The organism is Faecalimicrobium dakarense (genome assembly GCF_000499525.1).
GTDB classification, from domain to species: Bacteria; Bacillota; Clostridia; order Peptostreptococcales; family Peptostreptococcaceae; genus Faecalimicrobium; species Faecalimicrobium dakarense.
Map to the genome: position 1 here is coordinate 1 of NZ_HG529239.1, position 20,926 is coordinate 20,926.

Consider the following 20,926-nt stretch of genomic DNA (forward strand, 5'->3'; position numbering starts at 1 on the left):
TATACTTAACTAGAACTCCAAAGGAAATAAAATATGATTCTGATTATATAGATTATATATTAAAAGATGTTCAACATCTTCCTGAAGAATATGTATCTATGATTAAAGGATTTATGAAAAATATTGAAGAATCTACTTTTGAAAACGAAAAAGAAATGCAAAATTATGCTAATGAGCAAACATATATAGCTTTATCAAGTATGATGATGAGTGCTGCTATGCTTAATATAGATTCTTGTGCTATAGGTGGAATAGATAAAAACGCCGTTGAAAAAATACTTGTGAATAAAGGTCTATTAGATACAGATAAATTCCAGATAACAGTAAGCTGTGCTTTTGGATATAGAGTAAACGAACCAAAGACTAAGTTAAGACAACCAATAGAAGAGGTAGTTACTTTAGTTAAATAATATAAAAGGAGTAGTTATATTAGAAAAAATAATATTACTACTCCTTTTATATTTTGAAATGAAATTATTTTATATTGTAATATATTGAACATCTGAAAAAATAAGCTTACAATTATATAAAAGAGAAATGGGGGGAATATGAGAGCATTAAAATCAATATATAAAAATGAATGTCAAATTAAAGAAATATCAATACTAAAAGCATTTATAATTATGGCTATATATTTGGTAGTATATATGTTAACAACCTATGTATCAACATTTATAGTATCGTCTGGAATGACTTTAATAAATGAAGATATATCATTTGGACCAGTTATGATAGTAGTAGGTATTATAACTACGGTATCAAGTATTATTGTTGTATCTATTGCAGGGCGTATGTCTATAAAAAAAGATGCTGAAGAAATAATTAGCAATAAGATTTCAATTACAAAGAAGGAATTTCTTTATGTATTTTTAATTATAGTTGGATTCATATTAATTAGAGAAGTTTTCTTACTTGATATACTATCGCAATTTGAAGGACCTATAAGCGAGAATGATATAGATTTTATTTTAAATAATTTAAGTACAATAGAGATTGGTATTGTTGGATTAGTATTTTTTATACAGACAGTTATTATAGCACCTATACTTGAAGAATTCCTTTTTAGGAGAGTAATTTTAAATGGATTATTAAGTAAATATAAAAATAATTATAAAAAAGCAATAATAATCTCAGCATTAATATTTGGAATTGCTCATTTAAACATACCTCAAGGAATTAATGCATTTATTCTAGGTATAATTTTAGGTGGAATTTATTACTATACTGGTTATATGAAATTATCTATTTTTGCACACTTTATAAATAATTTTTTATTTTTACCTACTCCAGAGACCTTTTTATTTAAATGGATTTATGCAGTATTAGGAATATATTTATTAATAAAAGGTGTAAAATATTTAAAATACAATAAAATTAATAGTTTAAGGGATAATGACTATAATATTAATTCATGATTTTATTTTAAAATATTAATATTTTCCAGATTTAATAATGAATATCTATGGTATAATTTACATACAAAAATTTAAGTATTATTTAAGAATAATATAATGATAAATTAAACTTAGTAAGTTAATATATAATCATTAAATCATTAAGGAGAATGAGTATGAGATTAATTAAAAAGATAGTCATAACACTTTTAGTATCATTAGTTATTATAAATATTGCAGGTCACAAGTTTAGTGAGTCTAATGATAAAGGGATAGGAAAAGTAGTAAATGGAATAAATGAGTTTATAGATACAGGTGTAAAAAGCACTTTAAATGAAATTAAAGATACAGAAGTTGCAAAAAAAGTAACTGGATATGTAGAAAATGTAGTCGATAAAATAAAAGAAATTGATATAGAAAATACTATAAACGATATTAAAGATGCAACAGTAGTTAAAGAAGTAAGTGAATATATTAGTGGTTTAGAAATAGGCAAAAAAATAAATGAACTTACAGGAATGGATATAGTAAATACAGATAATTAAATATGTACAAGCAAAAACACCTGATTTTAAATCAGGTGTTTTATTACTATAATCTAATATATCTAAATAGAATATATACAGAAATAAAGGTGTCATAACTTAACAGTAATGACACCTTTTTTATAACGTTCATGAAAATATATACTTTAGTGGACAGATGATAAACTATAAATTCTGCTAAAATTAAATCAACAATAGTTATATATTACGAAGCAAATATTATTTATATAACATATAGATAAATATGAATTTGAATTAAAAATTATTTATATTTTATTATACAGGGAGGTTATATGAAGATAATTGTAATATATAAATCAAAAACTGGCTTTACCAAAAGGTATGCAGAGTGGACTTAATTACGAAAAAATGGGAATCAAAGATCGTATGATTATGAAAACACTCGCTCAAATATTAAGTAGAAAAAACGATAAAAGTTCAGATGAAGCTGGATGCGAGCAAGCTATTAGAAGTTCCTACGATATTTCTTCTCGAGAATATATCACACCCTTGGTTCAATTTATGCAATTACAAGCAAAGGTATAAATTTATAAGAAATAGCTATTAAAATACTAGAGATATATATAGTAAAAATACCATTAAAATCTATATAAATAGATTTTAATGGTATTATTTTTATTCTAAATATAAACTTAGTCTCTAATATGAAATTTTAAGAATACATATATATTTTAGTGCTAGATTTATATAGATTAATCCAGTTCGGAAAAATATTTTATATAATTTGGTACAATAAAATTAATAGTTTAAAAGAGGAGGGAATGTAAATGTCAATTTTAGGCATATTAACAGCTATTTGGTTTTTAAATCGTGGTAATAAATTAAAGCAAACTAAGAATATAGAAAAATATGTATGGGGAAATCCTAAAAGAATCAAAGATAAAGATGGGTATATAAATTTCTATTCTAAAGTATATTTTGTTCAAGGTGTACTTTTAATTGCTTGTGAAGTATTTTTTATATTAGATGACTATTATTTTAATCTGCCGATGAAGACATTGACAATATTATTTTGTATAGTTTTTACATTAATCCTTATAGAATCAGTTGTAATTGAGAAAAAGGGTAAAAAATTTACTTACTAAAAAATATAAAATGGTGTACTTGAAAAACACATTTAAAGACTTCTAATATTAAAAATGAGCGTTAAAATTAATGCTCATTTTATTATGCTCAAAAGTGAGATTTTAGGATTTGTTATTTTCATAAAACAGTTCTTAGAATTGATTATAAAAAGAGATAAAATAGTTACAACGAATGTAAAAACATTTGTTATAATTATATATGTTATATAAGTAAGTATCTAAAATAGTATTGAAAGGATTAGAATAACAAACAGGACTTATATCATATTGAAGATTGTTTTTAAGAAATAAAAGACATAGTTTAAAATAAAAATGACAACAGAAGTAACTCCAGAAGATAGGGGAGTAGAAGTATAATTTAATGGTGATGAAATAGTAATCAAAAAGAAAAGATAGGAAATAAATACTCATGAAAAAAATAGTAAAAATATTATTTTCTTATATAAAAGAAATATATAAATCAGAAAAAGAATCTAAAAAAATTTATAAAGAATACAATAGAGTTCAAAAAGAGATTAATAAAAAATATATACAATCTAAAGACAATGATAATATAGATTATTTTAAACTTGGTGTAATGACCACTGTAATTAATCATAATAAAAATAATAATGGTAAGGGATATTAATGTATAGATAAATTAACACTATATAAAAACATCCTGTACTAATAAACTAAACCCGTTATGTGGGATGATATAAAACAACCTAATTAGAGAGGGTCAAAAAGTCATTACAATCAATTTAAAGTGAAAATAATAAAATTAAGGATAAATAATCCTTAAAATAGAAAATAGATGCTTATTGGCTAATAAAATAAAGAAAGGTCAAACTTAATGAAATTAAGTTTGCCCTTTCTTTGTTTATAGAAGTATTAAACGTATTGAAAATACTGTATTTATCTGAACTATATCCTAAACGTAAATTTAGCGGATAGTTGATAATTTTAATATATTAAATAATAGAACAAAAAGGTATTTTACATTAGAATTAATATAAACTTCTTACCACCCAAAATATTCTCCCCAGTAGAATGGTCCATATTTTGATAGAACCCAATTTTCTAACGGTGTTTGTGTTGGCTCTTCAAATGGAGGATTGGTAATAGTATAGAAAGTTTGATTTCTTTTAAGATCCATCGGAGTTTTATTTGGATCTGGTGATAATTTAAGAGTTACAGCGCTTTTAGGATAACCGCTTCTTAAAACAGCAAATCTTAAAGCACCAATAGGTGTTGCAAAAAAGTATACAATTATGCCAACAATTATAACTACAGGTATAATATATTTAAGTTTATTTTTCAAAGCTTTTTCCTTTCTTATCTTTTACTACAATTATGTAGATATATTTATAGTTTTTGATATTCTTCTTTTATTGTTAAATATGTAAAAAATAGTACATTAATTTTATTTGATACAGAGAACTCTATAAGATATAAATTCTCCATTAGGGTAATAGATTCCACTAACATTTACATCTCTTCTATTTTTTGAGTGAGCGCTTACTCTCACATAAGGGTAACTAGATGTCTTACTTGTCACAACAACAGAATGCCTCCAAATACCAGACTTATTTTTATATTGAATTATATCTCCAAGTCTTGCGTACTTGTAATTATCTTTTTCAGTAGCATACCCTTTGTTTATTAGCCAATTTCTCAATTCTATAACGCGTATCCAAGCATTAGAATAATGATACCATGTTTTGTCAGTTGGCATACCTCCTCTAAATAGTGTCCAAGATGCAAAATTCGTGCAATCAGCCTCATATTTATTATCTCGTTCGCCATCAGGATTTGCATATTTCTTAGCCCATGCAGCACCTTTTTCTCCATCATAACCAGAATTACGATAAACACTTCTAGCAACTCTATTACTACTAAAATTTTGTGAATATGAATTACTTTTTTCAGATATTAAAATTTTGTTCATATCATTAGTTTTATTTTCTAAGTTTTTAATTCTTTCTTTCATATAATTTTTATAATTATCATCTGAACTAATAGATTTATCTAATTTATTTAAATCATTATCTGCATCAAAAATATCTTTTTCAACTAGCATTTTACCATTATAGTTTTTAAGATGAACTATATGGTTTTCTTCTGAATAACTTGCATCTTCAGAATCTACATAATTGAAATTTGCTTTAGTAACAACATTTACTTTTATAGAATCATTATCTTTAGAAACAACATCCATATCTAATTCTAAATTGTAATTACTAATTTGTTCACCTAGCTGTTCTCCATAAGTAGATAAAAATTGCGAATTTAAATTATCTTCTTGTTGTAATAAGCTATTTGGTAAAATATATTGATTTTCTGTATTTTTTAAAGTTTTTCTAACATTAAATGAATTAGAAAAATAATTTAGTAATACATCTTTTAAATCATTATTTTCTAATGGTTGAGCATTTACGCTCGTTAGTGTAAGTAAAAATACTGTTAGCACAGCAAAAGTACTTTTTAAAATTTTTTTATCATTTCGAACCCCCCACATAAAAAGTTAAATATATTTTTCAATCGAGAACTAATATAGCATATGAATCTTTAAATATGTAAAAAGTGGATTGAAATGTATTATTTTGGGATTAAAGCATAAAAAATCAAATAATTTACTGAAAATACAGTTAAAATGTAAAAATGAAAATTAATAAAGCCTAGAATTTTTTATTTAAAGATATCTATTAAAAAAGCCATTAAAATCCAAATAAATGAATTTTAATGGTTTTAACTTTATTCGAAATACATAACTAGTCCCTAAAGTGAAATTTTGAGACTTGTTGTTTCAAATTTAGGTTTAGGGAATGCGTTAAATAAATTATCTGTTTTAGTGGTTAATTTTATATGGCAAGTTAGCTTGACATATAAAAACTCCTTTATTATAATCAATGTAAAGTTTACTTTCCGTCAATTGTAATAAAGGAGTTTTTAATATATGAAAAATCGATTAGAAGAAATAAGAAAACAGCATAAAGTAACTCAAGAAGAATTAGCTAATTCTTTAGAAGTCTCTAGACAAACAATAGGGTCATTAGAGAATGGAAGATATAATCCATCTATAATACTAGCATTTAAGATTGCACACTACTTCAATATGTCAATTGAAGAAATATTTATTTATGAGGAGGGGATCAATAATGAAATATGAAAAAATGATAAGTAAAAAGACGAATTTATTGTTACTTTTATTGGGGATATTTTTATTTTTAATAGGTCTATATTTAATTTATTTTGTAGATGGTGGAGATGAATTTTCAAGATTGTTAACTTTAATTATTGCTCTAGGTGGTGGATTGATTGGAGGATCTACTGCAAGATGGTATAGAATTAAGCGTATTGAAAAAATACCTAATAAATCTAAAGAAATAGAAATAGAGTATAATGATGAAAGAAATACTTTAATAAGATATAAAGCAAAGTCGATATCAGGTGAAATTACTAACTGGATTTTTGTAGTAGTTGCATATGTTTGTATAGTAAAAAATTATCCTTTATGGTTGATATACTTAATACTTGGAATAGTAGTATCAAAATATATATTTGAAATTATATTTATAAAAAAATATAATAAAGAACTGTAAAATAAAAAATATTGTAAAAAAACAGTGTTTTTTTACAATTATAAGATATACTATTCTCTAAAAACACATTTAAAGATATCTAGTAAAAATGCCCTTAAAATCTATTTATTTGGATTATAAGGGCATAAACTTTATTGTAAATAATAAAAAATTTAGAGAAGTATTCTTACTAAATTATAATAATACTTTTTCAAATGCTATTCTTTTACTGTTGTCTTCTAAATAGATTATTCCACAATACTTAAATTCATTTTTCTTAAGAAGTTTTTGCATTGATAAATTATCTTCGTGTGTGTCAACTTTTATGCTATATGTATTATTTTGTAGACAAAGGCTTTCTATATTTTTAATAATTTGAGATGATAGTCCAAGTCCTTTATAATTATTATCAACTGCTACTCTGTGAATTGTTGCATATTCTTTATTACTTAGCCACTCACCATCACAAATTGAATCATATGATTTTTCGCCTTTGAAAGTAATCATTGAAGTTGCGACAACACATCCATCTTTCTCTAGTACATAACTTTCTTCATTTTTAATGTCATCATTTATAGTATTTTTATTTGGATAACCATTTTGCCATTGGTCAACTCCTTGTTCTTTAAAATACTCTTGTGCTTGATTAATAATTTTCATTATGCTATCTATATCTTTTTTAACTGATTTTCTAAATCTCATCTTTACTCTCCTCTTTACTTATACACTTATTAATAAATAAAAAACATTGCTTTAAATTTTTGTGGTTTAAGTTTTTAACATCAAATTTAAATGATTTATAAGTAAACTGAACGCAGTATCCTACGCCAATTACGGTTACTAATGTACCAATACCAACTGTTCCTCCCAATAGCCACCCAATGGCTAAAGCACTACCTTCTATAAAAAATCTTATTAAACTTATTGGCTTAGATGTAAGCTTTACTAAAGCTACCATTAATCCATCCCTTGGACCACATCCCATCTCACATCCTATATATAAATAACTTCCTAAAGCATTTACGAACATACTTCCTATCATTAGCAATACACCTGTAAATAAATTAATACTAGTTGGGATTATATCTAGATATATTATTAGATCTATAAAACATCCAATTATCGTCATATTAGCTAAAGTACCTAATCCAACTTTTAATCCTAGGATACTAGCAACTATTACAATTAATATTCCAACAAAAATACTGGCTTGACCGATTGTAATATTAACTATATTCGCCAATCCTTGATGAAACACATCCCATGGACTTAGACCTAAGTTTGAGTTTATTGCTATTACAGTGGAGCAGGCACATAAGAAAAATCCTGATAACATTCTAATTAAAATAATTGATATATTTTTCATAAACGCACCCTTTACAAAGTATTATCTGTATCTAACCAGTATTTTTCCATATAAATTCTCCTTAACAAAAATAATTGAAAGTTCAACTAATATTATTGTAAATTAAAATAATTGAAAGCTCAACTAATAGTTCGATCGAACTAGTTATTAAAAACATATTAAAATAATTTTCATTTAACTATGCTCTAAAGTGAAATTTAACTACAAATAATATATAGTTTATTTTAAGGATTGATATATGGAGGTTTTTAATGAAAATTGAGTTCGCAACTGAAAAAGAATATGAATATATTTTAAGAAACGATAAACATATTTCAAAGGATTTAATAAAAAATAAAATTAAAGAAAAAGAAATTTACTTAGTAAAACAAGAAAATGAAATTATAGGATGGTTAAGGTTTGGTTATTTCTGGGATAATACTCCATTTTTAAATATGATTTTTATTGATGAAGAGTATAGAGGTAGAAATATTGGTAAAGAACTAGTTATATTTTGGGAAAATTTAATGAAAAGCAAAGGTTATAAAATGGTTATGACATCAACTTTATCTAATGAAAATGCTCAACATTTTTACAGAAAACTATTATATAAAGACTCTGGAAGTTTGTTATTAGAAAATGAACCTTTAGAAATAATATTTACAAAACAAATATCCTAACTAATCCTAAGATTTAAATTTTAGATATAGTTGATTAGTATATAATAAAAATACGAAATCCAAAGGTGAGGGAGTGTATTAAGTGGAGATAACAAAAATAGATGATATCTATATTTAGAATTTAATTAGTTCTTAAAAAGATTTTTAATATTAAAAAAGGAGCGTTAATAATCAACGCTCCTTTAACTATATTCTAAAGTGAAATTTAAGATATAGTTTATTTACTTTCTAATTCAAATATAGTTACATCACCCATTAGAATTACTTCACCATCATTTACTACAATTCCACCTTCATCTTTCATCGCATATATTTTATGCTTTTTTTCAGCTAAAACCTTATGTATTGAGTTCATTTGTATTTCTGTTTCTTCAAAGTGAACTTCTATATCAAAATCTTTTATCATATTTAATCCGTTTTTATAATAAAAGTCTTTGCAATCTTTATCTGGTGAGATATGATACTCATTTATTTGTATCATAGCTCCAGCACTAGAACCCATAATAATTCCATTGAAATTTTTGATACAGCTAATTAAATTAAACTCTGATAATCTGTCTATTGTTTTATCTGGTAATCCTCCAGTAAAAAATAATATGTCACTATCGTTTATGCAATTAATTATTTCTTCCTGAGATGTTAAAAAGTAATTAATCCAATTTATATTTTTTTCTTCTATTCCATACTTAAAAAATGGAGATATTACTGAATTATAGTATTTTCCATAGATTTTATTATAAGAATTTTGCCAATCATAATTGTCTTTTAGTTTAAAGCTATCAAATGAAAAAGGGATTATTAAAACTTTATGGTTTTTATTTATAAATTTATTTAAAATATCAAAGCACCATTTTTCATCAAAATTGTACTGATTAAGTAATATGTTTATCATTTTTATTCCTCCCATGTTTTAGTTAATTGTAGTACATCAAACTATAAAATTCATTTAAAAAGTTTAAATAGATTCTAAAAATATATTTAGAATCTATTTATTTTAATTCTAGAGGTAACCTATTAATCAAACATAAAATTAATAGGTTGTTAATTTAATTCTATAAGACTACAATGAATATTAAGAATATTTGGGAAAATAAAAAGGGTGAGGGTGTTTTGAAAAAAGTACAAATAATTAATTCTAACAATGAAATGATAAATAATAATATTAATATGTTAGATATACCTAGTACTGAAGAACTTGATAAATTAAGATTATACACTTTAAGTAAACTAGATATTTCTAATCTTGATGAAATAAACATTTTTTTAAAGTAATGAACTGGGTAAGCTCTTGTTGGAAACATGATGGAGTAAATGAGGCAGGAAATATTTCATCTTTAGAAATACTAAAGAGAGCCTCAAAAGGTGAAAGTTTTCGATGTGTAGAGTACGCTAAAGTTACGAAAGATGTGTTACTTTCTTTAGGATATATTGCAAGGGACATAAGTATTCAAAGTGAAGATGTTGATTATGGAGGTTTTGGAAAGTCTCATGTTGTGACTGAAGTATGGTCAAATGAATTAAGAAAATGGATTTTTCTTGATGCTCAGTTAAATTGCTATGCAACAATAAATAATATAGCAGTTAGTTATTATGAAATATTTAAAAACTTTAATGAAACATCATTTGTATTTTTAGGAGATAAACCTAAAATAAGCGATAAAAATTATAGAGATTTTATAAAAAATTATTTTGGATATATGAATGTTAATTGTGTAGTAAATGGAATGAAATATAAACTGTATTTATATTTGAATGGGACACGTGAATTGATGGCATTTCAGGCTATGCAACTATCTAATGTAGTATTTACTAAAAAAGTTGAAGATTTATATTTTAACCCAAATAATACAACTATTTTCTTTGAATATAAAGAAAATGTTGATTACTTAAAAATAGCAAAAGAGAATAATTTAAACTCACTAAGTGATTTAGAAAGTAATATACATTTATTTTGTGCAAAACCAGATTTTATTCTTAAATTTGTCACTAATACCCCAAATTTCAATCATTATGAAGTAATTATTGATAATAATGAGTCAATAAGATTAAAAGAAAATTTATTTGAATGGTGTCTTGATGATAGTATTAATACTATTAGTATTTATTCAGTAAATAAGCAAAATATAAAAGGCAGCCGTACAACTATTGAAATTTTATATAAATAAGAAAACTAAAAAAGGAACCGTAATATTAAAATTATTGTTCCTTTTTTATTGTTCATTAAAGCAGATATTTCCATGAATAAAGTTTATGCCATTAGAATCTGAAAAAATGTATTCTAATGGCATAAACTTTATTCTAAATATACAAACTAGTCCTAAACTAAATTTTCTTAAATTATAAAAGTGCTTGAGCTTGGTATTATACTAAACCTTAGAATGAATATAAACACATTAGATTAAGAGGTGATTACAAATGAAAAAGTTTAGCGATATAGAATTATTGAAAGTTTGTAAAGAGAGGTTAGTCAATGAGTTTCATAAGGAAGAAGTAAAACCTTATGAGTTAGTAAAAAGATTAATAGAAGAAGATAAATATATGGGATATGGATTTTATGAAGGTGATAAGCTGGCAGCATATGCATTATTATGTAAATCAGAAAATAGTGAATATATAATGCTAGATTATTACGTAGTAGAGTCTGAGTTTAGAGGGTCAGGATATGGAAGTAAATTCTTAAATGAGCTGTATGAAATTACAAAGTCATACAAAGGTATAATATGCGAAATAGAAGATCCAGGCTATGCAATTGATAAAGATGACTTAGAATATAGAAAAAAGAGAATAAAATTCTATGAAAAAAATGGACTATATCATACAAATATAAGAAGCTCAGTATTTGGAGTGAAATATATAATTATGATTATGGGCAAGGACAAATTTGTTGAAAAACAAGTTGAAGAAAATTTAAAAGATATATATAAAGGACTATTTGGAGGAAAAGTACTAGAGAAACATATTGATATAAGTATCGTTTAATATATAATCTATTTTTTAGAAAAATGCACATTTTATTTTACAGATACATAAAAAGCTAGAAATATATATTTCTAGCTTTTTTATAATATGCAACTATATGATTAAAGTATTTGTTCTAATTCATCTATTTGTTTAATCTCATCTAATAACCAGTTTCCATCTATATTATCAAATTTCCAATATTCGGTATACTTACTTGGAATATATTTACTACCTTCTATTATTTCCCCATCTTTTTCTATATAATCTATCATAGAACCTTTTACAGCTACCCAGATACTATCTGAACTATTATCTATTACAAAGACTTTAATAGAAAGTAGTTTTTCTTTTCTCAATATATTTATTTCGTTTCTTATACTCATCCATTGAAGCTTAGTACTATGATTATCATATAGCTTTTTTGTTGAGTATTTAATTGCTATATCTTGATCCATTTCGGTCCAAGCTTTAGCCATTATATAAAATGCATCACTAACATCTTTATTTATTTTATCTAATTTATAATTAGGGTTATGTTTACTTAAGTTTTTCAATATCTTATTACATTGTTTTTGCTTTCTAATTACTTTTATACTACTAGTTATATCATAAGTTTTTGGCATTATTATACCAAAGGATGAAAATGCTATCATAAAAGCAGCTGATGCTAGAGGGTTTGTATTAGTTGAGCTATGTGAACTAGAAGAACCTCCTCTAGAACTACTTGAACTACCTGAAGAACCTCCAGATGATCCTCCTGAAGACCCACCACCTCCAGGTCTAGCAAATGATACAGATGTAAACATTATAAATATAATTGCAAATACTATTAGATGTCTTATTTTTCTCACTCTTAATATTCTCCCTTATCTTTTATCGTCGACACTTTAAGAGTGTCATAGTATAATATTTTCTATTTTATGTAATTTGTAACAATTTTTATTGTTGATTATATTATACATCCTATTCAGTTATTTTCCAATTTAAAGATAATTGTATAAAATACACAAATACAAACTTTCAAATTAATTTTATTAATTGTTGGCTTTAGCACAAAAATAGACCATAATTATATTAATGGGTTAGTTAGAAAATAAGACTATTAAGTGAATATCCTATTTCAAGGGGAATGGGAATAGACTATGTAATAACAAGTATAAAAATAAATTATATAAAAACATTTAGGGGGAATTATGGAATATATAGAAAAGTATCCGATTCTAGAAATAAACTTAAATAAAATTTATCAGAATACAAATTATGTAGTAAATCTATGCAAAGAAAAAGATATAGCCGTAGCTGGTGTAGTAAAAGGGCTAAATGCACAAATAGAAGTAGTGAAAAAAATGGTAGAGGGAGGTTGTAAATACATAGCAAGCTCCAGAATAGAGCAATTAATAAATATAAGAGAAAACAAAATTAAAAATGAAAATATGTTAATTAGAATGCCCATGACAAGAGAAATAGAAGATGTAGTAAAATACATTGATATTAGCTTAAACTCAGAAATAGAAACTATAAATAAAATAGAAGAAGAATGTAAAAAGCAAAATAAAGAACATAAAGTAATTCTTATGATGGATTTAGGAGATTTAAGAGAAGGAATATTTGATGAAAATGAATTTATAAATACATCTCTATACATAGAAAACAACCTAAAATATGTAAAATTATATGGAGTAGGAACTAATCTAAGCTGTTATGGGTCTATAAAACCATCATATGAAAATTTAAATAAATTATGTGATGTAGCAACAAAAATTGAAACTATAATAGGAAGAGAGCTAGATATAATATCAGGAGGGGCGACTACTACATTACCTTTAATAATAGAAAATAATATACCTAAAAAAATTAATAATTTAAGAATAGGTGAAGCTATATTATTAGGACGCGATTTAATAGATTACTGGGGATATGATTTAGATGAAATTAATAAAGATACTTTAATTTTAAAAGCAGAGATAATAGAATTAAAAAATAAGCCATCGTACCCAATAGGTGAAATGTTTATAGATGCCTTTGGAAATAAACCGACATATGAAGATATGGGAGTAAGAAAAAGAGCAATACTAGGAGTAGGAAAACAAGATTTTGTTTTTCATGATAGTTTAATACCTCTAGATGAAGGAATTAAAATAGTTGGAAGTAGTAGTGATCACCTTATAATAGATATACAAAATTCAAATAAAGACTTTAAAGTAGGTGATGTTGTGAATTTTGGAATGTTTTATGCAAATGCACTTTACTTAACATCATCTAATTATGTTAATAATAAGTATGTATACTAAAAATATTTAAATAAAATAAAGTAGTTTTAAGATTACAAAACTACTTGGAGGGGATATTTTGAGAATAATATTAGGTGCAGGAAAAACTAATTATGAAGGTTGGATAAGTACACAAGAAGAAGATTTAAACTTATTAGATAGAAAAGATTTTGAAAAAAACTATAAAGAAAATTGTATTGATGCAATGCTTGCAGAGCATGTTTGGGAACACATGTCAAAAGAAGATGGCATTTTGGCAGCGAGAAACTGTTATGATTTCTTAAAAGAAGGTGGGTATATAAGAGCCGCTGTTCCTGATATAAACTTCAAAAACGAATGGTATCAAGATATGGTTAAAGTTGGAGGACCAGGACCTACCAATCATCCAGCCTATACTCACAAAATAGTATATGACTATCTAACTTTTAAAGAAGTATTTGAAAGTGCTGGATTTGAAGTTGAATTATTAGAATATTGCGATGAAAAGGGTGTATTCCATTACAGGCATTGGAATGAAATAGACGGCAAAATTGGTCGTTCATTTAGGTTTGATACTAGAAATAGTAGAGAAAAGTTAGGCATGGTATCTATAATTATCGATGCGAAAAAGCCGTTAATAATTAAATAAATTGATTTTTTAAATAAAAAAGATATATCTATAGTTACAGATATATCTTTTATTTATTTACTATAAAAACATTAAAATTAAATATTTGTATCTCATAAAAGTCTATAATTAATTTGTAATTACCACTTTTACTTACGGCATTAGTTAAAATTACATTTTCTATTTAAAATACTTGCCATATGGTCTAAAATGGCTAAATTCTTCAATTACTTCATCTAGTGGATTTAAGGCTTTTTCAATAGACTCATAAATTAAACTTGTTAGGTAATCAAATAATACCTCACCGTTACCCTCCATTACAAATCCAGATAAATTTGTTTTATCTTTACTCTCTAAAAGTATGATTATTAATTTACCAGTACTTATTTCGTTCATATAAGAAGAAACATCATTTATTTGATTGTTTTTTATTAAATGATCTATAGTAATTTCTATTTCTGCTTTTTCATTTTCACTTAATAGGTTTTTAATAATATTTTCATCTTCTATCTTAAAAATTATTGCAATATCTTCAAATGCATCTTCATATATATCTTTGTTTTTTTCTAAAAACTCATCTATAGTAATTTCTATAGCATTAAAGTTTTCAATTAAATACTTTGAAACATTTTCAACTCTACAATTATTTTTAATATTCACTTATATCAATCCCCTTTTAGTGTTATATTTATTCTTAGATTTCTTACTATTATCTATTGTTATAACACATTAAGCTAATTATGTATATCCATTTTTATAGTTACTTTAAACTAAATTATTATAGCCCGCCAATAAATAAATATATTATATCAGACTTAAGGATTACAAAAAATAATACTATACTAATAAATATAGTTCTAAATATTTGCTTTGAATTTTTACTTAAAATAAATAAAAGTAAAACTGCAAAAACTATATCGATAAACTCTGGCATAGAGAATGTATAGTAAAAGCTATATCCTTCCCACAGTAACACAGATATAGGTAATGAAGCAAAAATCGAACTAATTAAGTTATTACCTTTACTATACCAAACAACATATGCACCTATTGGAGTTAGTAAAGCAACACCTACCCAAGCAAAGAAATAGTAACCTGGGAAAAATCCAAATAGTTTCATAGAGTAAATATAATAGGCTAAAAGCATGGCCATAAAAAAGGCAAAAACATGAATTGCCCCCGCCTCTGGAGATCTACTATATACAGAAATTAAAGTTGCAATAAAAATCCAAATACCTAAATAAGTCCCAATTAATCCTATAATCGTACCATCTGTATATTTTGCCAAAATACCCATAACTGCTCCAAATATAAAAACAAGCAGTACTCTAATAAACTTTTGATATATTGATAAATCCGATGCCTCTTTTTGCCTGATTTCATTTAGTTTTTCTTTTAGATTAGTCAACTATTATACTCCTTTCAAAAAATATTATGGAACAATTATACAACTAATATTTACATACATCAATAATATAAAAATTATATTTCTAACTAATTAAAAATATCATTTTCGTATTATATATATTTCTAAAAAATGTTTGTATTATCAATCTAATATCCTCTTAATTTTTATTATAAATAATATAGATAAATATAAAATTAGAAATAGAACAATTCCGGGTGAACATAAGAACGCATGTTTTATATAATGATATTGATTTTATTTGTAAATATTAGATTACAAAAGAATTATAACTATATTTGTTAAAGGTTTCAACAAATATAAAATTACGAATATATGTTTGAAAATTTTAAATAAATATATTGAAATGTAGAACATAATTTATTAATATTATATTATATAAAATAAAATTTAAAACAAAGGGGATAAGAATATGGGAGATTACTTTCATCCAATGAATAAGCATATACTTAAATTTGATTGTAACAATGATATAGAAAAAATTAGATTTAATCATTACATAATGAGAAAGGTAAATAAAAACAAAATGAATGGAAATTTACCACATGGACATTTTTCTATAACAAGAAGAAGTGCATCAAGTGATTTGGATTTAGCAAAAAGTTCAGTTGATAAATTAGTAAAGTATTTTGAAGAAGTTGAAATTATAGAGCTTGTAGAAAATGGAACTAGGAAAAATAAATTCTCAGTTTATAAGTACCTTATACCTGAAAATATAAAAACGCAAAATAAACCTAAAATAGAAACTGTAGATGGGTCTATAAAACTTAGTGAATTCAAAGACTTTAATGATGTTATAAAAACTGAAGATAATCCTATAAAGGAAACTTCATATGAGCCATCTAAAAAAGATAATATAAATACATATATAAAAATATACACAAGTGTGATTGGGTATTTGAATAATAAAGCTAGAAAGAATTTTAAACCAAATACTAAAAAACTATGTCTTTAATAAGAGCTAGGCTAAATGAAGGTTTTGTTGAAGAAGATTTTTCAATGTAATAGATATAAAGTGCAAACAATGGCTAAATACAAATATGGAAAAATTTTTAAGACCAGAAACACTATTTAGCAATAAATTTGAAGGGTATTTAAATGAAGAATATATACAAAAAGATAATCTAGATAATATAGAGCCTTGGAGTGTCGAATTTGAATTTTAAGTTTTTTAATAAGGGGGAGATTTATGGAAGTTTTAGATTCAACAAACATAGAAAAATCAATTTTAGGGAGTCTTATTGTTGATAATAGCCTAGGATATAAGCTAGATGAGCTAAGTGAAAGTATGTTTTCAATAGATATAAATAAGCATATTTTTATTATTATGAAAGAATTATATTCTAATAAAATGACTCTAGATTTAGAAACTATAAAGATTAAGTTAGATGAAAAATCTATAAATATACAGGTAACATATCTTACAGAGTTAGCGTCTATGGCTCTTAGTTATGCTATTGATACTCATATAGAGATTTTAAAAGAAAGATATATAAGAAAAAGTGTGGTAAAAAATTGTACAAACCTTATTCAAGCTATAATTCAAGGAAAAGATATTAATACTTCTTTATATAAATTTGAAAATAAAATTCAAGATACATTAGATAATAAAGATAATGAAGATGACAGTATTTCAAGTATTTGCGAGAGAATTTTGGATTTTCTAGAAAATAGTGAAGAAGTAGGCATGAAGTTTGGAGTTGAGTTATTAGATGATACTATTGGAGGTTTATTTAAGGGAGAACTTACTACAATTGCTGCTAGAAGTGGTGTAGGTAAAACAGCTTTAGCACTTCAAATTATGCTAAACGTTATAAGCCAAGGCAAGAAGGTATTATTTATAAGTAGAGAAATGAGTAATGAACAAATATTTATGAGAAATATTACTAAAAAGACTGGAATTAGCATAAAAAAGATGAAGGATAAAGGTCTTGATGAAGATGATTGGCAAAAGATTATAAAAACTATGGGAGAGTTTGGTAAGGAAAATCTTATTTATATAAATGATAGAATAAGCACAATAAGCAACATCAAAAAAAGAATTAGGCAAATTAAACCTGACCTTGTTATAGTTGATTATGTTCAGCTTTTAAATGTTGAAGCTAATCAACAAAATAGAGAAAGAGAAGTAGCAACTTTATCTAGAGAATTAAAAAATATTACCCTAGATTTTAACATTCCTCTTATTCAACTTAGTCAATTAAATGATGAGATGAAAGACCTTAGACCTTGGCGAGAAAGACCTATGAGAGATAGTAAGGCAATTTTTCATGATAGTAATAATGTTATTTATATACATGAACCTGTTGGAAGTGATTTAGAAGAAGCTACCCAAAATATAAAGAGTGATAAAAGAAAAGTACTAGCTGCTAAAAAGGTTGGTACTAAATTAGTTGATTTAATCGTTGCAAAGTGTAGAGATGGAGAGGTTAAGTTTAAACATTATTGTTATCATGGACCAAGACTTCATTTTCAAGAAATAAAATATTAGGAGGGGTTATTATGGAAGAGGTTAGAATAGATGATATTAGAGAAGATCTTGTAGAGCTTGTTGATTTTATGGGAATGGATATGTTTATAGAGTTTTGTGAAAAGTTTGGGGGATGTCATTTTTATATTCCTAATAAAAAAAGCATCGCCAGAAATAGTAGAAATAGAGAGATTAAGAAAAAGTATAATGGAACTAATGCAAAAGAGTTATCAAGAGAGTTTGGAATTAGTGAGAATCACTTAAGATATATTATTAAATCATACTAAAATTAGATTATGCTAGAAAAGAGTGTGATAAATAAAGAATAAAATAACTGTATCCTAGTGTTTACAATATATTACACTAAGATACAGTTATTAACAATTTAGAAAAATTTGCTAATTTTGAGGTTTATTTCCATAATATACGATACAAGTAATAGCGTTAAGTATAATTGTACTGACAAGAAGAAATGCCGATGCAAAAGCTACCGCACTGGAAGTATCCATAATTGCCGTCCAATCCTCTATATTCACTAAATGATTAGTATAGAAAATTTGCATACATAGCGAAATAGAACATGCACTAATACTAGCCACAGAAAAAATGACCCAGTTCTTGTTATTTGACTTATTCTGATGTACAAGATTAATAAAAGGAAGCATCCATGCAATTAGTCCCAGTACTATACTTGCTGGATTTAACCAAGTGTATTCCATAATAATATCATCCTCTCAAATAATTTTCTTTAGTTGCTACAGCAGTAAATATGTCTTTTCCTACCTGTAGGCTTATCATTTTAATTTTAAACGATTTAGAATTTTTATGCTATCTTTTATATTATTCCCAATGATAATACGTAAAATTTTCAAACGATGGTAAAACTTTTCCGATTATATTCATTATATTAATATAAATTTTAAAATAAAAGTTTTTCATAAAACACCCCTTATTAAATACTATTTTAGTTATAAAAAATTTTATCACAATCAAAAAAATATTTATTATAAATGGACTAAATTATACAAATTATGGACTGAAATAAACTAAACTATAATTTTAGGTTTACAAAATAGATATATAAAATAAAAAGGCATGAGTTCAGTTTAATACAAAACTCATGCCTTATATAATTTCTAATTATTTTTTATATATGCTATGTTTTTGGCAAGTTCATTAATACTATCTGTTAAATGAGATAGTTTTCCTTCTATTCTTATCAATAAGTACATAGATACGGCTATTGGAAATCCTACATTAGCAATTAGTGTTTGTATATTAGCATCCATATTAACACCTACTATAAAGCTAAATCGTATTCAGTAGTATCAGTTTGAACAATCTTTGCTTCAATTAAAGAAGTTAAAGATGCTCCATTTGGTGCAAATATATTCTTTAAAACTATAAGTTCCATAGCAGTCTTTATTTCTTCCTCAGTTAAATCAGTTTTTGGGTTATCAACTGATATTGCTATTTTCTTATCATCATCAGCTTTAAAAGACATTATTAATTTAGTTTTAGTTTCCATAAATTTATCCTCCTACCTAGAAATATTATTATTTAAAATTAAAGTACTATCATTAGTATTTGCATTAAATACAATGTCAACATTTTCTTAATACAAATAACTATTCTGATATAGAAGTAGAGTCAATTTTAAAAACTTCTACTAATGTGTGTTCTTGAAGTGACGCTAAAGAAGCTCCAACTTCATAAACATCTTCAACTGTAGCATTAGCTCTTACATTTGAGTAAGTTTTAGTCTTTACTATTGATTTACCATTTTCACCTTTACCACAGTCAAGTTTAAGTTTTAATCCAGATGGATTTTTAGTTGATACTATTGTCATTTTCTCACCTCCTTTCTATATTTATATAGTACTATCTTGGATAAACTTGTAGTTTTAACTAAAGTGTGCAATGTTTTTTCAAAGATTTATTATTAGGAATCTTACTTTAAATCTTGTTTGAATTTATATAATATTAAATTAAAGAGTTACTTATATTAAAGGGTTAATAGGAGGAATATTTATGAAAATAAAAGCTAAAGATATTTGTGATAAGTTAGATTTATTATTTGAAATTGTTGGAGAAGAAAAATTTTTAGAAATTACTAAAATGTATGGAGGTAATAATGTCTATATACCTACATATAGAAGTACTATTAGAAATAGTAGAAATAGAGAAATTGTAAAAAGATATAATGGAGTAAATGCAAATCAACTTGCAACGGAATATGGAATTTGTGTTAATCATGTTAAGAGAATAGTAAGTGATTATGAGTTATAATTTATATTTTTTAGAGAAATTTAAAAAATTATGAAATATATGGGTTATAATAGTAATTATTAACGTTTGATAATTAGACATATAGGAGGTAGACATAATGGTTTCAACAAAAAATAGAAATTTTTGGATTATAATAGGGGTAGTTTTCCTTATATCAGCAATAGTAAGCTTTATTAATAAAAGCCCTTTAGCATGGACGACACTTTTAGTAAGTGCAATTGACTTTTTTATAGCATATAGAGAAAATGAAAAAATTAAAGCTGAAAGAAA

Annotated in this window: 30 protein-coding genes; 18 read left to right on the forward strand and 12 right to left on the reverse strand. The window is 25.0% G+C overall.

The genetic code is table 11. The features are described 5' to 3' along the window. The 5 genes from BN899_RS02150 to BN899_RS02175 all read left to right on the forward strand — a co-directional run. Positions 1-410, forward strand: a 410-nt coding sequence (locus tag BN899_RS02150; protein ID WP_042272318.1) for a nitroreductase family protein, incomplete at its 5' end; no start/stop codon positions are given. Between the two features lie 138 nt (positions 411-548). After that, complete coding sequence (locus tag BN899_RS02155) at positions 549-1,415, forward strand: CPBP family intramembrane glutamic endopeptidase (RefSeq protein ID WP_052356506.1); 867 nt, start codon at positions 549-551, stop codon at positions 1,413-1,415. 155 nt (positions 1,416-1,570) lie between these two features. Next, entirely contained in the window at positions 1,571-1,939 is a 369-nt protein-coding gene (locus tag BN899_RS02160; protein ID WP_042272321.1) for a hypothetical protein, read from the forward strand. 788 nt (positions 1,940-2,727) lie between these two features. Beyond that, positions 2,728-3,045, forward strand: coding sequence for a hypothetical protein (locus BN899_RS02170; protein ID WP_042272325.1), 318 nt, complete (start codon positions 2,728-2,730; stop codon positions 3,043-3,045). Between the two features lie 409 nt (positions 3,046-3,454). Beyond that, a complete protein-coding gene (locus BN899_RS02175; RefSeq protein ID WP_042272328.1) occupies positions 3,455-3,673 on the forward strand; it encodes a hypothetical protein in 219 nt (72 codons plus the stop codon). A gap of 375 nt (positions 3,674-4,048) precedes the next feature. On the opposite strand, the gene BN899_RS02180 is transcribed toward BN899_RS02175, so the two are convergent. Then, positions 4,049-4,348, reverse strand: coding sequence for a hypothetical protein (locus BN899_RS02180; protein WP_042272331.1), 300 nt, complete (start codon positions 4,346-4,348; stop codon positions 4,049-4,051). Between the two features lie 102 nt (positions 4,349-4,450). Beyond that, the gene (locus tag BN899_RS02185; protein WP_042272334.1) at positions 4,451-5,497 is read right to left on the reverse strand and encodes an amidase domain-containing protein; all 1,047 of its coding nucleotides are present in this window, start codon (positions 5,495-5,497) and stop codon (positions 4,451-4,453) included. 486 nt (positions 5,498-5,983) lie between these two features. Here BN899_RS02185 and BN899_RS02190 point away from each other — a divergent pair, with 486 nt between their 5' ends. Both BN899_RS02190 and BN899_RS02195 read left to right on the forward strand, forming a co-directional pair. Continuing rightward, on the forward strand, positions 5,984-6,196 hold the full coding sequence (locus BN899_RS02190; RefSeq protein ID WP_042272337.1) for a helix-turn-helix transcriptional regulator: 213 nt from the start codon (positions 5,984-5,986) through the stop codon (positions 6,194-6,196). Further along, on the forward strand, positions 6,186-6,629 hold the full coding sequence (locus tag BN899_RS02195) for a hypothetical protein (protein WP_052356510.1): 444 nt from the start codon (positions 6,186-6,188) through the stop codon (positions 6,627-6,629). Before BN899_RS02190 ends, BN899_RS02195 begins: the two co-directional genes overlap by 11 nt. A 174-nt stretch (positions 6,630-6,803) precedes the next feature. On the opposite strand, the gene BN899_RS02200 is transcribed toward BN899_RS02195, so the two are convergent. After that, on the reverse strand, positions 6,804-7,310 hold the full coding sequence (locus BN899_RS02200; protein WP_042272339.1) for a GNAT family N-acetyltransferase: 507 nt from the start codon (positions 7,308-7,310) through the stop codon (positions 6,804-6,806). Beyond that, positions 7,300-7,974: a YczE/YyaS/YitT family protein gene (locus BN899_RS02205; protein WP_042272342.1), complete on the reverse strand. Its 675-nt coding sequence runs from the start codon at positions 7,972-7,974 to the stop codon at positions 7,300-7,302. The genes BN899_RS02200 and BN899_RS02205 overlap by 11 nt, the downstream gene beginning before the upstream one ends. A gap of 251 nt (positions 7,975-8,225) precedes the next feature. Between BN899_RS02205 and BN899_RS02210 the strand changes: the two genes are divergently transcribed. Beyond that, entirely contained in the window at positions 8,226-8,633 is a 408-nt protein-coding gene (locus BN899_RS02210) for a GNAT family N-acetyltransferase (RefSeq protein WP_042272345.1), read from the forward strand. Positions 8,634-8,850: 217 nt separating this feature from the next. Here BN899_RS02210 and BN899_RS02215 read toward each other — a convergent pair whose 3' ends face one another. Beyond that, positions 8,851-9,525 carry a Type 1 glutamine amidotransferase-like domain-containing protein gene (locus BN899_RS02215; protein ID WP_042272347.1) on the reverse strand — a complete coding sequence of 225 codons (675 nt, stop codon included), beginning with the start codon at positions 9,523-9,525 and terminating at the stop codon, positions 8,851-8,853. A gap of 218 nt (positions 9,526-9,743) precedes the next feature. Here BN899_RS02215 and BN899_RS18870 point away from each other — a divergent pair, with 218 nt between their 5' ends. The 3 genes from BN899_RS18870 to BN899_RS02225 all read left to right on the forward strand — a co-directional run bounded on the left by BN899_RS18870 (position 9,744) and on the right by BN899_RS02225 (position 11,612). Then, positions 9,744-9,905: a hypothetical protein gene (locus BN899_RS18870; protein WP_154658872.1), complete on the forward strand. Its 162-nt coding sequence runs from the start codon at positions 9,744-9,746 to the stop codon at positions 9,903-9,905. Continuing rightward, complete coding sequence (locus tag BN899_RS02220) at positions 9,905-10,798, forward strand: transglutaminase domain-containing protein (protein ID WP_042272349.1); 894 nt, start codon at positions 9,905-9,907, stop codon at positions 10,796-10,798. Before BN899_RS18870 ends, BN899_RS02220 begins: the two co-directional genes overlap by 1 nt. 250 nt (positions 10,799-11,048) lie before the next feature. After that, complete coding sequence (locus tag BN899_RS02225; protein ID WP_042272351.1) at positions 11,049-11,612, forward strand: GNAT family N-acetyltransferase; 564 nt, start codon at positions 11,049-11,051, stop codon at positions 11,610-11,612. A gap of 101 nt (positions 11,613-11,713) precedes the next feature. On the opposite strand, the gene BN899_RS02230 is transcribed toward BN899_RS02225, so the two are convergent. After that, entirely contained in the window at positions 11,714-12,445 is a 732-nt protein-coding gene (locus BN899_RS02230; RefSeq protein ID WP_052356512.1) for a Tim44 domain-containing protein, read from the reverse strand. 342 nt (positions 12,446-12,787) lie between these two features. Between BN899_RS02230 and BN899_RS02235 the strand changes: the two genes are divergently transcribed. Together BN899_RS02235 and BN899_RS02240 are read left to right on the forward strand one after the other, a co-directional pair. Beyond that, positions 12,788-13,885 carry an alanine racemase gene (locus tag BN899_RS02235; protein ID WP_042272358.1) on the forward strand — a complete coding sequence of 366 codons (1,098 nt, stop codon included), beginning with the start codon at positions 12,788-12,790 and terminating at the stop codon, positions 13,883-13,885. A 58-nt stretch (positions 13,886-13,943) separates the two neighbouring features. Further along, the gene (locus BN899_RS02240; protein WP_042272361.1) at positions 13,944-14,492 is read left to right on the forward strand and encodes a class I SAM-dependent methyltransferase; all 549 of its coding nucleotides are present in this window, start codon (positions 13,944-13,946) and stop codon (positions 14,490-14,492) included. A gap of 159 nt (positions 14,493-14,651) precedes the next feature. On the opposite strand, the gene BN899_RS02245 is transcribed toward BN899_RS02240, so the two are convergent. Then, positions 14,652-15,131, reverse strand: a complete 480-nt coding sequence (locus BN899_RS02245) for a hypothetical protein (protein WP_042272364.1) — start codon at positions 15,129-15,131, stop codon at positions 14,652-14,654. A gap of 118 nt (positions 15,132-15,249) precedes the next feature. Further along, entirely contained in the window at positions 15,250-15,879 is a 630-nt protein-coding gene (locus tag BN899_RS02250) for a DUF6518 family protein (RefSeq protein WP_042272367.1), read from the reverse strand. A gap of 430 nt (positions 15,880-16,309) precedes the next feature. On the opposite strand from BN899_RS02250, the gene BN899_RS02255 reads away from it, so the two are divergent. From BN899_RS02255 to BN899_RS02265, 4 genes are read left to right on the forward strand one after another with little or no spacing between them, the layout of a single operon-like run. Beyond that, positions 16,310-16,852: a hypothetical protein gene (locus BN899_RS02255; RefSeq protein WP_052356513.1), complete on the forward strand. Its 543-nt coding sequence runs from the start codon at positions 16,310-16,312 to the stop codon at positions 16,850-16,852. Positions 16,853-16,901: 49 nt separating this feature from the next. Beyond that, positions 16,902-17,063 carry a conserved phage C-terminal domain-containing protein gene (locus BN899_RS19490; protein ID WP_330362419.1) on the forward strand — a complete coding sequence of 54 codons (162 nt, stop codon included), beginning with the start codon at positions 16,902-16,904 and terminating at the stop codon, positions 17,061-17,063. A 23-nt stretch (positions 17,064-17,086) separates the two neighbouring features. Continuing rightward, positions 17,087-18,388: a replicative DNA helicase gene (locus BN899_RS02260; RefSeq protein WP_042272370.1), complete on the forward strand. Its 1,302-nt coding sequence runs from the start codon at positions 17,087-17,089 to the stop codon at positions 18,386-18,388. An 11-nt stretch (positions 18,389-18,399) separates the two neighbouring features. Further along, entirely contained in the window at positions 18,400-18,654 is a 255-nt protein-coding gene (locus BN899_RS02265; RefSeq protein ID WP_042272373.1) for a Mor transcription activator family protein, read from the forward strand. Positions 18,655-18,765: 111 nt separating this feature from the next. On the opposite strand, the gene BN899_RS02270 is transcribed toward BN899_RS02265, so the two are convergent. From BN899_RS02270 to BN899_RS02285, 4 genes are all read right to left on the reverse strand, one after another. Then, entirely contained in the window at positions 18,766-19,086 is a 321-nt protein-coding gene (locus BN899_RS02270) for a hypothetical protein (RefSeq protein WP_042272376.1), read from the reverse strand. 417 nt (positions 19,087-19,503) lie between these two features. Beyond that, positions 19,504-19,656, reverse strand: coding sequence for a YvrJ family protein (locus tag BN899_RS02275; RefSeq protein ID WP_071162424.1), 153 nt, complete (start codon positions 19,654-19,656; stop codon positions 19,504-19,506). Between the two features lie 11 nt (positions 19,657-19,667). Next, positions 19,668-19,895, reverse strand: coding sequence for a DUF2922 domain-containing protein (locus tag BN899_RS02280; protein WP_042272379.1), 228 nt, complete (start codon positions 19,893-19,895; stop codon positions 19,668-19,670). A 100-nt stretch (positions 19,896-19,995) separates the two neighbouring features. Further along, complete coding sequence (locus BN899_RS02285; protein WP_042272381.1) at positions 19,996-20,217, reverse strand: DUF1659 domain-containing protein; 222 nt, start codon at positions 20,215-20,217, stop codon at positions 19,996-19,998. A 181-nt stretch (positions 20,218-20,398) separates the two neighbouring features. On the opposite strand from BN899_RS02285, the gene BN899_RS02290 reads away from it, so the two are divergent. Then, complete coding sequence (locus tag BN899_RS02290; protein ID WP_042272385.1) at positions 20,399-20,656, forward strand: Mor transcription activator family protein; 258 nt, start codon at positions 20,399-20,401, stop codon at positions 20,654-20,656. Positions 20,657-20,926: the final 270 nt, after the last annotated feature.

Bases quoted from the DNA above. Each gene is read 5' to 3' on its own strand.
- BN899_RS02155 (WP_052356506.1), top strand. From the start codon at position 549: ATGAGAGCATTAAAATCAATATATAAAAATGAATGTCAAATTAAAGAA.
- BN899_RS02160 (WP_042272321.1), top strand. From the start codon at position 1,571: ATGAGATTAATTAAAAAGATAGTCATAACACTTTTAGTATCATTAGTT.
- BN899_RS02170 (WP_042272325.1), top strand. From the start codon at position 2,728: ATGTCAATTTTAGGCATATTAACAGCTATTTGGTTTTTAAATCGTGGT.
- BN899_RS02175 (WP_042272328.1), top strand. From the start codon at position 3,455: ATGAAAAAAATAGTAAAAATATTATTTTCTTATATAAAAGAAATATAT.
- BN899_RS02190 (WP_042272337.1), top strand. From the start codon at position 5,984: ATGAAAAATCGATTAGAAGAAATAAGAAAACAGCATAAAGTAACTCAA.
- BN899_RS02195 (WP_052356510.1), top strand. From the start codon at position 6,186: ATGAAATATGAAAAAATGATAAGTAAAAAGACGAATTTATTGTTACTT.
- BN899_RS02200 (WP_042272339.1), bottom strand. From the start codon at position 7,310: ATGAGATTTAGAAAATCAGTTAAAAAAGATATAGATAGCATAATGAAA.
- BN899_RS02205 (WP_042272342.1), bottom strand. From the start codon at position 7,974: ATGAAAAATATATCAATTATTTTAATTAGAATGTTATCAGGATTTTTC.
- BN899_RS02210 (WP_042272345.1), top strand. From the start codon at position 8,226: ATGAAAATTGAGTTCGCAACTGAAAAAGAATATGAATATATTTTAAGA.
- BN899_RS02215 (WP_042272347.1), bottom strand. From the start codon at position 9,525: ATGATAAACATATTACTTAATCAGTACAATTTTGATGAAAAATGGTGC.
- BN899_RS02220 (WP_042272349.1), top strand. From the start codon at position 9,905: ATGAACTGGGTAAGCTCTTGTTGGAAACATGATGGAGTAAATGAGGCA.
- BN899_RS02225 (WP_042272351.1), top strand. From the start codon at position 11,049: ATGAAAAAGTTTAGCGATATAGAATTATTGAAAGTTTGTAAAGAGAGG.
- BN899_RS02235 (WP_042272358.1), top strand. From the start codon at position 12,788: ATGGAATATATAGAAAAGTATCCGATTCTAGAAATAAACTTAAATAAA.
- BN899_RS02255 (WP_052356513.1), top strand. From the start codon at position 16,310: ATGGGAGATTACTTTCATCCAATGAATAAGCATATACTTAAATTTGAT.
- BN899_RS02260 (WP_042272370.1), top strand. From the start codon at position 17,087: ATGGAAGTTTTAGATTCAACAAACATAGAAAAATCAATTTTAGGGAGT.
- BN899_RS02265 (WP_042272373.1), top strand. From the start codon at position 18,400: ATGGAAGAGGTTAGAATAGATGATATTAGAGAAGATCTTGTAGAGCTT.
- BN899_RS02270 (WP_042272376.1), bottom strand. From the start codon at position 19,086: ATGGAATACACTTGGTTAAATCCAGCAAGTATAGTACTGGGACTAATT.
- BN899_RS02275 (WP_071162424.1), bottom strand. From the start codon at position 19,656: ATGGATGCTAATATACAAACACTAATTGCTAATGTAGGATTTCCAATA.
- BN899_RS02280 (WP_042272379.1), bottom strand. From the start codon at position 19,895: ATGGAAACTAAAACTAAATTAATAATGTCTTTTAAAGCTGATGATGAT.
- BN899_RS02285 (WP_042272381.1), bottom strand. From the start codon at position 20,217: ATGACAATAGTATCAACTAAAAATCCATCTGGATTAAAACTTAAACTT.
- BN899_RS02290 (WP_042272385.1), top strand. From the start codon at position 20,399: ATGAAAATAAAAGCTAAAGATATTTGTGATAAGTTAGATTTATTATTT.